At 69.0% G+C, this 12,788-nt stretch carries 13 protein-coding genes and 1 pseudogene; 11 read left to right on the top strand and 3 right to left on the bottom strand.

Annotated elements, in window-relative coordinates:
* The first annotated feature begins 13 nt into the window (after positions 1–13).
* The 5 genes from hflX (at position 14) to ASG75_RS03830 (ending at position 4,982) form a co-directional block, all read left to right on the top strand.
* Entirely contained in the window at positions 14–1,315 is a 1,302-nt protein-coding gene (hflX, locus tag ASG75_RS03850) for a ribosome rescue GTPase HflX (RefSeq protein ID WP_056385865.1), read from the top strand.
* Positions 1,316–1,495: 180 nt separating this feature from the next.
* A complete protein-coding gene (gene hflK, locus ASG75_RS03845) occupies positions 1,496–2,566 on the top strand; it encodes an FtsH protease activity modulator HflK (protein ID WP_056385863.1) in 1,071 nt (356 codons plus the stop codon).
* Complete coding sequence (gene hflC / locus ASG75_RS03840) at positions 2,566–3,432, top strand: protease modulator HflC (protein WP_056387000.1); 867 nt, start codon at positions 2,566–2,568, stop codon at positions 3,430–3,432. Before hflK ends, hflC begins: the two co-directional genes overlap by 1 nt.
* Positions 3,429–3,626 (top strand): DUF2065 domain-containing protein, encoded by a 198-nt coding sequence (locus ASG75_RS03835; RefSeq protein WP_235580160.1) that lies wholly within the window; start codon positions 3,429–3,431, stop codon positions 3,624–3,626. Before hflC ends, ASG75_RS03835 begins: the two co-directional genes overlap by 4 nt.
* A gap of 63 nt (positions 3,627–3,689) precedes the next feature.
* Entirely contained in the window at positions 3,690–4,982 is a 1,293-nt protein-coding gene (locus tag ASG75_RS03830; RefSeq protein WP_056385859.1) for an adenylosuccinate synthase, read from the top strand.
* An 80-nt stretch (positions 4,983–5,062) separates the two neighbouring features.
* Here the strand turns inward: ASG75_RS03830 and ASG75_RS03825 are convergent, their stop codons facing one another.
* On the bottom strand, positions 5,063–5,575 hold the full coding sequence (locus ASG75_RS03825) for a winged helix-turn-helix transcriptional regulator (protein ID WP_056385857.1): 513 nt from the start codon (positions 5,573–5,575) through the stop codon (positions 5,063–5,065).
* Positions 5,576–5,720: 145 nt separating this feature from the next.
* Here ASG75_RS03825 and ASG75_RS03820 point away from each other — a divergent pair, with 145 nt between their 5' ends.
* Positions 5,721–7,001, top strand: coding sequence for a D-amino acid dehydrogenase (locus tag ASG75_RS03820; protein WP_056385855.1), 1,281 nt, complete (start codon positions 5,721–5,723; stop codon positions 6,999–7,001).
* Positions 7,001–8,074: an alanine racemase gene (gene alr, locus ASG75_RS03815; protein ID WP_056385853.1), complete on the top strand. Its 1,074-nt coding sequence runs from the start codon at positions 7,001–7,003 to the stop codon at positions 8,072–8,074. The genes ASG75_RS03820 and alr overlap by 1 nt, the downstream gene beginning before the upstream one ends.
* 102 nt (positions 8,075–8,176) lie before the next feature.
* Here the strand turns inward: alr and ASG75_RS03810 are convergent, their stop codons facing one another.
* A complete protein-coding gene (locus ASG75_RS03810; RefSeq protein ID WP_056385851.1) occupies positions 8,177–9,229 on the bottom strand; it encodes a hypothetical protein in 1,053 nt (350 codons plus the stop codon).
* Between the two features lie 106 nt (positions 9,230–9,335).
* Positions 9,336–10,589, bottom strand: a complete 1,254-nt coding sequence (locus tag ASG75_RS03805) for a S8 family serine peptidase (RefSeq protein ID WP_056385849.1) — start codon at positions 10,587–10,589, stop codon at positions 9,336–9,338.
* Positions 10,590–10,710: 121 nt separating this feature from the next.
* Between ASG75_RS03805 and ASG75_RS03800 the strand changes: the two genes are divergently transcribed.
* The 4 genes and pseudogenes from ASG75_RS03800 to ASG75_RS16600 all read left to right on the top strand — a co-directional run.
* Positions 10,711–11,202, top strand: coding sequence for an RNA polymerase sigma factor (locus ASG75_RS03800; RefSeq protein ID WP_056385847.1), 492 nt, complete (start codon positions 10,711–10,713; stop codon positions 11,200–11,202).
* Complete coding sequence (locus tag ASG75_RS03795; protein ID WP_056385845.1) at positions 11,199–11,960, top strand: hypothetical protein; 762 nt, start codon at positions 11,199–11,201, stop codon at positions 11,958–11,960. Before ASG75_RS03800 ends, ASG75_RS03795 begins: the two co-directional genes overlap by 4 nt.
* A 145-nt stretch (positions 11,961–12,105) precedes the next feature.
* The gene (locus ASG75_RS03790; protein WP_056385843.1) at positions 12,106–12,372 is read left to right on the top strand and encodes a hypothetical protein; all 267 of its coding nucleotides are present in this window, start codon (positions 12,106–12,108) and stop codon (positions 12,370–12,372) included.
* 113 nt (positions 12,373–12,485) lie between these two features.
* Positions 12,486–12,680 (top strand): annotated as a pseudogene (locus ASG75_RS16600) (diguanylate cyclase); the annotation flags it as partial.
* Positions 12,681–12,788: the final 108 nt, after the last annotated feature.

Here is a 12,788-nt window from a genome sequence, read left to right as displayed (position 1 = left end):
ATCACACCCACTAGTGTTCGATAGACAAAAGAAAGGCGACCGCGCCGTCCTGGTTCTGCCGCACTCCCGCGGCGAAGGCGATACCGCGCGTCGCGCCGAGGAATTCGCCGAGCTGGTGAAGTCCGCCGGGGCCGAGGTGCTTGGCGTGATCAGCGCCCGCGTCGAAGATCCCAACCCGCGCTACTACATCGGCACCGGCAAGGCGAACGAGGTGGCCGAAGCGGCGCGTGCGCTGGAGGCCGACCTGGTGCTGGTCGACCACGTGCTGACCCCGGTGCAGGAACGCAACCTTGAGAAACACCTGGGCATCCGCGTGGTCGACCGCGCCGGCCTGATCCTGGACATCTTCGCCCAGCGCGCCCGTTCGCATGAAGGCAAACTGGAAGTGGAGCTGGCCCAGTTGAAGCACTTGGCCACCCGGCTGGTGCGCGGCTGGACCCATCTGGACGCCCAGCGTGGCGGCGCCATCGGCAACCGCGGTCCCGGCGAAACCCAGCTGGAAACCGACCGTCGCCTGCTCGGCGAGCGGGTCAAGATGCTCACCAAGCGGCTGGAAAAGGTACAGACCCAGCGTGGCCAGCAACGCCGCGCGCGGCTGCGCAACACGGTGCCGCGCGTGGCCCTGGTCGGCTACACCAACGCCGGCAAGTCGACCTTGTTCAATGCGCTGACCACCGGCGACGTCTACGCCGCCGACCTGCTGTTCGCCACGCTGGATCCCACCGTACGCAAGCTGGACGATCTCAGCTGCGGCCCGGCCGTGCTGGCCGATACCGTCGGCTTCATCCGCGAGCTGCCGCATGACCTGGTCGCCGCGTTCCGCGCCACCCTGGCCGAGGCGCGTGATGCCGACCTCTTGCTGCATATCAGCGACGCTGCCGACGAGGAGCGCGATCGCCTGCATCGCGTGGTCGACAAGGTGCTGGAGGAAATCGAAGCCGGCGACGTGCCGCAGCTGCACGTGATGAACAAGATCGACCTGGCCGGCGCCGAGCCGCGGATCGAACGCGACGGCGCCGGCAAACCGGTGCGGGTGTGGCTGTCCGCCGCCACCGGTGCCGGGCTGGGCCTGCTGCGCCAGGCGCTGGGCGAGCTGCTCGGCGGCGAGCGGGTGCAGTCGGAGCTGCAGTTGCCGTTGTCGGCTGGGCGCCTGCATGCGCGGTTGAAGGCGGCCGGTGCGATCACCGGCGAGACGGTGGACGAACACGGCTGGCAGCTGCGCATCGACGCGCCGCGCAGCGTGATCGCCCCGATCAGCGGCGGCGACCCGACCGAGACCCAGTTGCTGCGTCAACTGCTGGCTGTGGCGGAATGACGCCAGCACACCACGCGCGGCGCCAGCCGCGCTCTGCTAGAATCCCCGGTGTTTGCGCGGCCCCGAAAGACGGCTGGCGCGGCACTCCGACAGCTTTGGCTGAATCTCATGTGTAACCCGGTGCAACGCGTGTTCCGGCCGTGGTTGCCGGCCTCCCGACGGCCCCTAGGAGACTGACTCGTGGCATGGAATGAACCCGGCAACAACGGGCAACGTGATCCGTGGAACAGGAATCGCCAGGGCGGCAAGTCGCCGCTGGACGATCTGCTCAACAACGCCAGGAAGCGCCTGGGCAAGATGGGGCAGGGCCCCGGCAGCATTCTCACCGGCGTGGCGGTGGTGCTGGCGGTCGGCCTGCTGTTCAGCAGCTACACCATCATCGGCGCGCGCCAGGCCGGCGTGGTGCTGCGCTTCGGCGAGTTCTCGCGTACCTTGCCGTCGGGCTTCCACCTGAAGCTGCCGCAGCCGATCGAGTCGGTCACCAAGGTCGAGGCCACGCGGATCCGCTCGGTCACCGACAAGGTGGCGATGCTGACCAAGGACGAGAACATCATCACGATCGACTTCACCGTGCAGTACCAGGTGGACGATTCGCGCAAGTACCTGTTCTCGCTGAACGACCCGGACGGCACCATCGGCGCCGCCGCCGAAGCCGCCGTGCGCTCGGTGATCGGCAGCAGCGACATGGACCAGATCCTGTCCGCCGCCGGTGCCAGCCTGGTCGCCCAGGCGCAGGAAACCCTGCAGAAAACGCTGGACACCTATGACTCCGGCCTGCGCGTCACCGAGGTCAGCTTCCAGAACGTGGCGCCGCCGAACGAGGTGAAGGACGCGTTCGACGACGTCAACAACGCCCGCGAAGACAAGCAGAGCATCGAAAACGCCGCCCTGGCCTACGCCAGCAAGGTGGTGCCGGTGGCACGCGGCGATGCCGCGCGCATCGCCGCCGAGGCAGCCGGCTACAAGGCCGAGCGCGTCGCCCGGGCCACCGGTGACGCCGCCCGCTTCGAACTGCTGCTGAAGCAGTACAAGGCCGCGCCGGAAGTGACCCGCAAGCGGCTGTGGCTGGAAACGATGGAACAGGTGATGGCGAAGAACCCCAAGGTGATCGACGGCTCCAACGGCCGTAACATCATCAACCTGCCGGCACTGCAGGGCTCGCCGACCGCGGTGCAGCCTGACGCGGGCACGACCGGCGCGGTGGTGTCGCCGCCGACCGGCAATGCGGCCGACAAGGGGGCGCAGCCATGATGAAGATCGGTTCCATCGTCGTCGCAATCCTGGCGGTCCTGCTTGGCCTCAACAGCATGTTCGTGGTCAGCGAAGGGCACAGCGCGCTGCTGCTGCAGTTCGGCCGCATCGTGCGCACCGACTACCAGCCGGGCCTGCACTTCAAGCTGCCGGTGATGCAGCAGGTGATGCACTTCGACAAGCGCATCCTGTCGCTGGACGCGCCGCCGGAGCGCTATTTCACCTCCGAGAAGAAGAGCGTCAACGTCGACTTCTACGTGAAGTGGCGCGTCGCCGACAACGCCGCGTACTACCGCGCCACCGGCGGCGACCAGCTGCAGGCGGCACAGCGGCTGACCCCGATCGTGAAGGACGCGCTGCGCTTCGAGTTCAATGCGCGCACCTTGCCCGACCTGATCTCCGGCGGGCGCAAGGACATCACCGAACGCGTGCGTGCGCAGACCGACGCCTCGGCGCGCAAGAACCTCGGCATCGCCGTGGTCGACGTGCGCATCAAGCGCATCGACCTGCCGAACGAGGTCAGCGAATCGGTGTACAAGCGCATGCGCGCCGAGCGCCTGCAACTGGCCAACGAACTGCGCTTCACCGGCCAGGAATCGGCCGAGACGATCCAGGCCGACGCCGACCGCCAGGGCCAGGTGCTGCGCGCCGATGCCCAGCGCGACGCGGCCAAGGTGAAGGGTGAGGGCGACGCGGAAGCCGCCGCCATCTACGCGCAGGCGTACACCCAGGACCCTGAGTTCTTCACGTTCTATCGCAGCCTGGCCGCGTACCGTACTTCGTTCGAGGATGGCAAGGGCGTGCTGATCATGAAGCCCGACGACGAGTTCCTGCGCTACTTCGAACAGCCCGCGCAGAAACGCTGAGTCGAACCTCGATGCACCAGCTGGCTGCCGCGTTATGCCTGATGCTGGTGATCGAGGGCCTGCTGTTGTTCGCGGCGCCGCGAGGCTGGCAGGCGATGGTGCGCGAGGCGCTGAAGCTGCCGCCGCGCAGCTTGCGGCTGTTCGGCGCCGGTGCGATGGCGGTCGGTCTGGTGCTGTTGCAGTTTTTTCATTGATACGTGTGGTCCCGCCGACGGGACGCCACAAACCTGAGCGAGAACATCTCGGAGTAATGCAGCATGGGCAAGTCAGTAGTCATTCTGGGTGCGCAGTGGGGCGACGAGGGCAAGGGCAAGATCGTCGACTTGCTGACCGAGCGGGTCAGCGCCGTGGCGCGCTTCCAGGGCGGCCACAACGCCGGCCACACCCTGGTGATCAAGGGCAAGAAGACCGTGCTGCACCTGATTCCCTCGGGCATCCTGCGCGAAGACGCGCTGTGCCTGATCGGCAACGGCGTGGTGCTGTCGCCGGCCGCGCTGATGACCGAAATCGCCGAGCTCGAAGCGAACGGCGTCGAGGTGCGTTCGCGCGTCAAGATCAGCCCGGCCACGCCGCTGATCATGCCGTATCACATCGCGGTGGATAAGGCGCGCGAGATCGCCGCCGGCGGCAAGGCGATCGGCACCACCGGCCGCGGCATCGGCCCGGCCTACGAAGACAAGGTCGCCCGCCGCAGCGTGCGCGTGGCCGACCTGATGTACCCGCACGAGCTGCCGGCGCTGCTGAAGACCGCCGTCGAGTACCACAACTTCATCCTCACCCAGTGGCTGAAGGCCGAACCGGTCGACTACGACGCCGTGCTGAAGGACGCGCTGGCCTGGGGCGAGTACATCCGTCCGCTGGTCGACGACGTCGCCACCATCCTGCACGACGTGCGCCGCGACGGTGGCAACATCCTGTACGAAGGCGCGCAGGGCGCGCTGCTCGACATCGACCACGGCACCTATCCGTACGTCACCTCATCCAACACCACGATCGGCGGCGCGCTCGCCGGCACCGGCGTGGGCGTGGGCGACATCGACTACGTGCTGGGCATCTGCAAGGCCTACGCCACCCGCGTCGGCAGCGGTCCGTTCCCGACCGAGCTTCACGACGACATGGGCGAGCTGCTGCGCAAGAAGGGCAACGAGTTCGGCGCCAGCACCGGCCGCCCGCGCCGTTGCGGCTGGATCGACCTGGTTGCGCTCAAGCGTGCCACCCAGATCAACGGCATCAACGGCCTGGCCATCACCAAGCTCGACGTGCTCGACGGCCTGGACACGGTCAAGGTCTGCATCGCCTACGAATACCGGGGCAAGCGCCGCGAACTGGCGCCGCTCGACGCGGACGGCTGGGACGAGTGCAAGCCGGTCTACCTGGAGTTCCCCGGCTGGCAGGAATCCACCGCCGGCATCCGCGACTGGAACCAGCTGCCGCCCGCCGCGCGTGCCTACCTGCGTGCGGTCGAGGAACTCTCCGGCTGCCGCCTGGCCCTGGTCGCCACCGGCGCGGACCGCGACGACACCATCGTGCTGGACGATCCGTTCGCCTGATCGCTGTCACACCGTTGCGTCGCGCCGACAGACCCCGCCATGCGGGGTCTGTCCGTTTCGGGCGATGGGTCGGTTTCCCGCTACCCCGCGGCGTCGGCTTCGCTGCGCCCGCCGCGCTCGCCCACCGGCAGGCTGAGCGTTTCCTTGACCTCTTCCATCACGATGTAGCTTTTCGAATCGCGCACGTTCGGCAAGGTCAACAAGGTGTTGCCGAGCAGCTTGCGGTACGAGGCCATGCCCGAGATGCGCGCCTTGATCAGGTAGTCGAACGCGCCCGAGACGAGGTGGCACTCCAGCACGTTGGGCAGGCGCAGCGCGGCGTTGCGGAATTCCTCGAAGATGTTGCCCGACTTGTACGCCAGGCTGATCTCCACGAACACCAGCAGGCCGGCGCCGACCATGTGCGGGTCGAGTCGCGCGTGGTAGCCGGTGATCACGCCGTCGCGTTCCAGCCGGCGCACGCGCTCGGTGCACGGCGTGGTGGACAGGCCAACCCGCTCGCCCAGCTCGGTGAACGAGATCCGCCCCTCGTCCTGCAACACCCGGAGAATTTTCCGGTCGATTTTGTCGAATTCCCGCTTCTTTACCGCCATGGGCTCACCAGCGATTGCCAATCTTGCAGTGATTTTACCCGTCAATATGGCAAAAGACAGAAAATAAGATTGGTCGACCGTTCCTATACTTGTCGGGATCATTCCTGCGGCTGGCCCGCAGGCCAACCGGCGGAAGGGGAGCGAGATGCGGGTATTGATATTGGGCAGCGGCGTGATCGGAACGTGCAGCGCGTGGTATCTGGCGCGCGCCGGTTTCGAAGTGACCGTGGTGGATCGCGAAAGCGCGCCGGCACGTGAAACCAGCTACGCCAACGCCGGCCAGATCTCGCCCGGCTACGCCTCGCCATGGGCCGCCCCCGGCGTGCCGCTGAAGGCGCTGAAGTGGTTGTTCATGCGCCACGCACCGCTGGCGATCCGCCCCGGCCTCGACCCGCAGCAATACCTGTGGCTGCTGCAGATGCTGCGCAACTGCACCGCCAACCGTTATGCGATCAACAAGGCGCGCATGGTGCGCCTGTCCGAATACAGCCGCGACTGCATGGACGAATTGCGCGCCGAAACCGGGCTGGATTACGAAGGCCGCCAGCTCGGCACCGTGCAGCTGTTCCGCACCCAGGCACAGCTGGACGACGCGGCCAAGGACATCGCCGTGCTCAAGCAGTACGGCGTGCCGTACGAGCTGCTCGACCGCGCCGGCATCGTGCGGGTGGAGCCGGCGCTGGCCGGAGTGGTCGACCAGCTCAGCGGCGCGCTGCGCCTGCCGAACGACCAGACCGGCGACTGCGAACTGTTCACCCGCCGGCTCGCCGCGCGGGCACAGGAGGCCGGCGTCGAGTTCCGCTTCGGCGCCACCGTGGAAAAACTCGAACACGACGGCAGCCGCCTCACCGGCGTGCGCATCGATGGCCGGGTCGAACGCGCCGACCGCTACGTGCTGGCGCTGGGCAGCTATTCCCCGCAGCTGCTGGCGCCGCTGGGCATGCGCCTGCCGGTGTACCCGCTGAAGGGTTATTCGCTGACCCTGCCGATCACCGATCCGGCGATGGCGCCCACCTCGACCATCCTCGACGAAACCTACAAGGTGGCGGTGACCCGCTTCGACCAGCGCATCCGCGTCGGCGGCATGGCCGAGGTATCCGGCTTCGACCTGTCGCTGTCGCCGCGCCGCCGCGCCACCCTGGAAAAAGTGGTCAGCGACTTGTACCCGCATGGCGGCGACCTGAGCCGTTCCACCTTCTGGACCGGCCTGCGCCCGGCCACTCCGGACGGCACGCCGGTGGTCGGCGCCACCCGGCTGGACAACCTCTACCTCAACACCGGCCACGGCACCCTGGGCTGGACCATGGCCTGCGGTTCCGGCCGCTACCTGGCCGACCTGATCGCGGGGCGCAAACCGCAGATCAGCAGCGAGGGCCTGGACATCTCGCGCTACAGTACGCGCCCCACCGCGGGAGTCCATGCCTGATGCGCCCGGCACGTGCCTTGATCGACCTGGCCGCACTGCGCCACAACTACCGCCTGGCTCGCGAGCTGGGCGGACGCAAGGCACTGGCCGTGGTCAAGGCCGACGCCTACGGTCACGGTGCCGTGCGCTGCGCGCAGGCACTGGAAAGCGAAGCTGATGGTTTCGCGGTGGCCTGCATCGAGGAAGCATTGGAACTGCGCGAGGCCGGCATCCGCGCCCCGATCCTGCTGCTGGAAGGCTTCTTCGAAGCCGACGAACTGGCACTGATCGACGCCCACGACCTGTGGTGCGTAGTGCAAGCCGAGTGGCAGATCGACGCGATCGAACGCGCACGCCCATCCAAGCCGTTTACCCTCTGGCTGAAGCTCGATTCGGGCATGCACCGGCTCGGCCTGGCTGCGGCGGACTACCGCGCCAGCCTGCAACGCTTGCAGGCCATGCCGCACGTGTGCGAGGTGGTGGCGATGACCCACTTCGCCCGCGCCGACGAACTCGACTGCACCCGCACCGACGAGCAGCGCGCGCTGTTCCACCAGGTGTGCGATGAGCTGCACTTGCCCACCAGCCTCGGCAATTCCCCCGCGCTGCTCGGTTGGCCCAGCGCGCAAGGCGAGTGGGCGCGGCCGGGCCTGATGCTGTACGGCGCTACGCCATTCAATGGCCCACATCCGGTCGCCGACCGCCTGCGCCCGGTGATGACGGTGGAGTCGAAGGTGATTGGCGTGCGCGAGCTGGCAGCAGGCGAACCGATCGGTTACGGCGCCCGCTTCATCACCCAACGCCCCAGCCGCATCGGCGTCGTCGCGATGGGCTACGCCGACGGCTACCCGCAATTCGCCCCCAACGGTACCCCGGTCGCCATCGACGGCCGGCCCGGCGAACTGGTCGGCCGCGTGTCGATGGACATGCTCACCGTCGACCTCACCGACCACCCCGCCGCCGGCCTCGGCAGCCGCGTCGAACTGTGGGGCGGGCAGGTACCGATCAGCGAACTGGCGACGCACTGCGACAGCAGCGCGTACCAGCTGCTGTGCGGACTGAAGCGCGTGCCGCGTAGCTACGTTGGCGAGTGAGTTACTTCCCCCCGTAAGCGGGGGCGTGAGTAGAGCTTCTGATCTTCAGAACGGAAGGAGCCCCCACTTGCGGGGGCTCCTGGTTTCTACGGTGCTGCTGGCTTAGTGCTGCTGCGCGTTCGCGCTGGCGCCGGCATCGCCGTCGGCTTGCGCGGAGGTGGAGATGCCGTTGCGGGCCGAGCCGTGGGCACCGGCCTGGCCATTGGCCTGGCCCCCGGCGTTGGCAGCGCCGCGGGTGCCGGAGGTCGAGTTGGCGTTGGCGTTGGTGTTGCCGTTGGCTGCGCCGGAACCCGACACATCGATCGTCTTGTCTCCTGCGCCGCGCACAGCATGGGACGTCGACGGCAGCAGGCCGCCAGGTTGCGGGCTCGCGGTGTTGCCCGACGGCTGGCTTGCGCCGCTTGCGCCGCTGGCGCCGGCCGAGGTTGCCTGCGACGCGCTGCCGGTGGCGTCCGAGCCGAGCGAGCCGGCGGTTTGCGCCGACTGCGTGCCGCTGGCGGTGGCTTGGCGGGCTGCGCTCAGGCCGGCCGTGGCCGAGCCGTCGGCCGCACCTTCCGCGTTCGCGGATGCATTGCCGGCCGCGCCCTGCGCGCGGTTCAGTGCGCCCTGGGCGCCGCGTTTGGCCGTCGAGACGGCTGAACGCGACTGGTCGGCGACCTGGCCTGCGGCGCCGGTCACGGCATGGCGCGTGCCGGAGGTATCGGCTGCGCCGGCGGCGGACGAGCCCAGTTGCCCCGCGCCGTCCAGCGCAGCGTTGTTGTTGCCGGCGCTGGCGCCGGCCGCACCGGTGAGGCCGGCGGCGGCGTCAGCGGCGGCCTGGCCGTTCACCTGACGGGTGGCTCGCGCGGCGGTGTCCGTCGCCGAAGCGGCGGTCGCGGCGGCGCGCTGGCGCAGGCGCTCCGCGCGTCGCGCGGCCGTCCGCTGGTTGATGTCGGGTGCATGCAGGTTGCCCATGCCGCGTGCGGAGCCGCCGATCTGGCCGCCCACCTGGCCCATCGTGGAATGGATCGGGCCGTTCATCCCGCCGGTGAGGCCGCCGGTGAGGCCGCCGCCACCCAGGATCTGGGCGTGCGCCGGGACCATCGCGGCCAGCGCCAGGGCGCCGGCGAACAGGACGATGTTGAGGGACTTGTTGTTGAGGGTCGTGTTTCGCATGGGGGGACCTCCTGCCGGCGGCGGATCCGCGGCTTCCAAGGTCCTGTACGTCCGCGCCGGGAAGATCCTTCCATGCCGGCAGGCGGTGGTCGGGTTTTGTTCAGATTCAGGGCGACAGCAAGCCGTCGCCGTAGCGCGGGTCGCGGCCCGGGCGGCCGAGGTCGCGCGCTTCGCCGGCCAGATGCTGCTGTACCTGGGCCGCGGCGCCTTCGCGCGGCGCGTCCAGCAAGCCGGCGGCTTTGCGCGCCACGATCGGCGCCGCGAACGAGGTGCCGCGCAGCGCGTCGCTGCCGCTGCCGCTGCCGACCACGCCGGACGCGCAGAAGTCCACCTGGTCGCCACTGCCGGCTTCGGGCAGCACGCGATCATGCGCGTCGACGCCGCTGACGCCGATCACGTCCGGGTACGCCGCCGGGAACAGCGGTGGCGCCGCGGGCCCGTCGTTGCCGACGGCGCTGAGCAGCACGTGGCCGCGCGCGATCATCGCCTGCACCGCGCGCGCGAGCACCGGGTTGTCGGGCCCGACCAGGCTGATGTTGATCACCGCCACGCGCTCGCGCGCCATCCACGCGAGCGCATCCACGAGATTCGATGTGGCGCCGCCAACCGCGTCGCCGCACCACAGGTCGGCGGCGTACAGCGTGTCCGGATCGCCATCGACGAGGCGCGCGGCGACCGCGGTGCCGTGCCGCGAAGGATTCGGCGTGCTGCAGCCGTGACGTTCGATGTGCGTGCGTGCCAGCGCGGGATCGGTCGGGTCGACGCCGCCATCGACCAGTCCCACGCGTCGCGCTGCTGCGCCGGACGATGGAGTCGCCGAGCTTGCTGTGCGGGCCAGGTCGCCATGGCCTGCCGGCAGGTAGAGGTGCTGGTAGGTGAAAGTCGCGTCCGGTGCGGCACGCTGCAACGCGCGCATGGCTCGGGCCGTGCTGCGATGGCGGCTGTCGTGCAGCACCACGAAATCCAGCCCCAGCGTCGCGTCTGCCGGCGTCGCGCGATCCACGCTGAAACCCAGCGCCCGCACCGCATCGCGTTGCGCATCCGACAGGCCCATGGCGAGAAATTCGCCGCGCAGGATCGGCGCGCCATGGGGATCGACATCGACGCGGCGGGGTTCGCTGCGTCGCAGCGCGTCGATCTGCAATTTTCGGGTGAGAGCCAGCGATCCGCGCAACAGGTCGTCCACGCTGCGCAAGGGCGTGGCGGGAATCACGCGTGGCAGGCCCACGCCGGGTACCTGCACGTTCGGCAGGCCCTGCACCGGCCCCAGTACCTGCGCCCGCGCCGGCGTCGCGCCGACCACGGCCAGCGCGATGGCCAGCAACGGAACGAGCAGGGCGGACGGGCGGCGCAGGGACATGATCGACGACCTCGGGAGCAACGGAGCCGGATGCTAGCATTGGTCCGCTTTACGCCCTCGAACTGCGTCGATGCGCACGAGGGAAGGAATCCTCCCCTCCGGACGTAATGGAAGGTGATGCGTGAATTCGAGCGACGCCGTACGCGAAGGACTGATCCCGCTGTTGCCGCGCCTGCGCCGTCTGGCGCGGGCGCTGGCAGGGCAGGTCGCCGACGCCGACGACCTGGTGCAGATCGTGCTGGAACGCGCGTTGGCCCGGGCCGCGCAGTGGCGGCCGGACGCCGCGCTGGACAAGTGGGTGTTCGCGATTGCGCGCAACGCCTGGCGTGACGAATTGCGCGCGCGCGGCCGGTCGCAACACCTGTTCGCGCCCGAGGAAGCCGGCGAGATGACCGCCGACCGCGCCAGCGCACAGCCCGCGCAGCAGCTGGAACTGGCGATGGCGCTGGCGGCGTTGCCGCCGGACCATCGCGAAGTGGTGGCCCTGGTGCTGGTCGAGGGCATGTCATACGGCGAGGCCGCCGAGCTGCTGGAGGTACCGGTGGGAACCGTCACCAGCCGCCTGGCCCGCGCCCGCGCCACCTTGCAGGCCCATCTTGGGAAAGACGCATGAACCTGATCGACGACGACACCTTGCAGGCTTACGTGGACGGCGAACTCGACGCGCCGAGTGCGGCGCGGGTCGACGCCGCGCTGGCGCACGACGCCGTGCTCGCCCGCCGCGTGCAGCAGGCGCGCGACGTGCGCGCGCAGCTACGCGCCGTGTTCGATCCGGTGCTCGATGAACCGGTGCCGGCGCGTTTGTCCGCCTTGCTGCAGCCGCAATCCGCGCAGGCAGCGACACCGGCCGCGCCGCGCGTGCTACCTGTGGATGGGGGTGGCATCGGCACGACTCGACGTCGCGCGACCCGTCGCTGGTTTGTGCCGGGCGCCGCGCTGGCCGCATCGGTGGCGCTGCTCGCCGTGGCTTTGTGGTGGTGGCAGCCCGGCGGCGATCTGGTACGCATGCAGGGCGGCCAATCATTCGCCGCGGGCGCCTTGACCCACGCGCTCGACGAGACGCTGGCGAGCGAACCGAAGGTGAATGCCCCGGTCGCCATCGGCCTGAGTTTCCGCAGTACCGACGGGCGCATCTGCCGCACTTTCGTGCTGCGCTCGCCGCCGGCGCGAGCCGGCCTTGCCTGCCACGAGAGTGCGGGCTGGGCGCTGCCCGTGCTCAGTGCAGTGACCCCGTCGGAAGGTGGCGGCGAACTGCGCCAGGCGGCGAGTGCCTTGCCGCCCGCGGTGCAGGCCGCGGTCGACGCGCGTCTGCGCGGCAATGTGTTCGATGCGCAACAGGAGCGCGCGGCGCGCGACGCCGGCTGGCGCTAGGCGCGCGACGTGTCGTCACGCGTCGTCCCTGCGGTCGTGACGGACAACGAGTCCTGAGCAGGACGTTGACTCGCACTTCGCATCGGCGCCGCTACCGTCAGGGCAAACGGCCCGATACGCCGGGGTTGCCAGGAGGAACCGTCCCATGTCCGATGAAAATGCGAAGACGCCGGCCGACTACATTGTCGATACGGTGGCGCAGCTGAAGGAGATGCGGCATTACTCGAAGAACAATGTGGAAGCGCTGACGGCGGCGTGGCTGCTGTTCGACGGCGAATTGTCCAAGCTCAAGCAGGCGGACAAGCTCGCCGACCTGATGGACCGCCAGGGACAACTGCACGAGGCGCTGGAGACGGTGATCGCCGATCTGGAAGAGGTGCTGGCGAAGATGCAGCCGGAACCGGAAGCGTAATTCGCCGCACGGCATCCGGTGGCGCAGCACGTGGAAACCGTGGAGCAGGCCAGCCAGGCGTTCGACGCGATCGCCTGTGGCAGGGGTGAGGCGGATTTCAGCATGCATGAGGCGTGCTTGCCCGCTTCGGCGGCGAGGAGTTCGTGCTGGTGCTGCCGGAAACCGACGAGGCCGCCGCAGGCAAACTGGCCGAACGCTGCCGCGACCTGATCCTGGCCGAACGGATCCCGCACGAACCCTCCCCGATCGGCCCCGTGCTGACGATCAGCCTCGGTGTGTGCACCGTCACCCCAAGCCACGGCGACGAGCTGCTGCCATTCATCGATGCGGCGGACAAGCGGCTGTACCAGGCCAAGCAGCAAGGCCGCGTCTATATGCCGCCACTTTGTCGCCACTTCGTTCCAGAGCCGAGACAG

Source organism: Rhodanobacter sp. Soil772 (genome assembly GCF_001428385.1).
Taxonomy (GTDB): Bacteria; Pseudomonadota; Gammaproteobacteria; order Xanthomonadales; family Rhodanobacteraceae; genus Rhodanobacter.
Note: the sequence above shows the minus strand (reverse complement) of the source record. Positions and strands in the feature narration are given on the sequence as shown.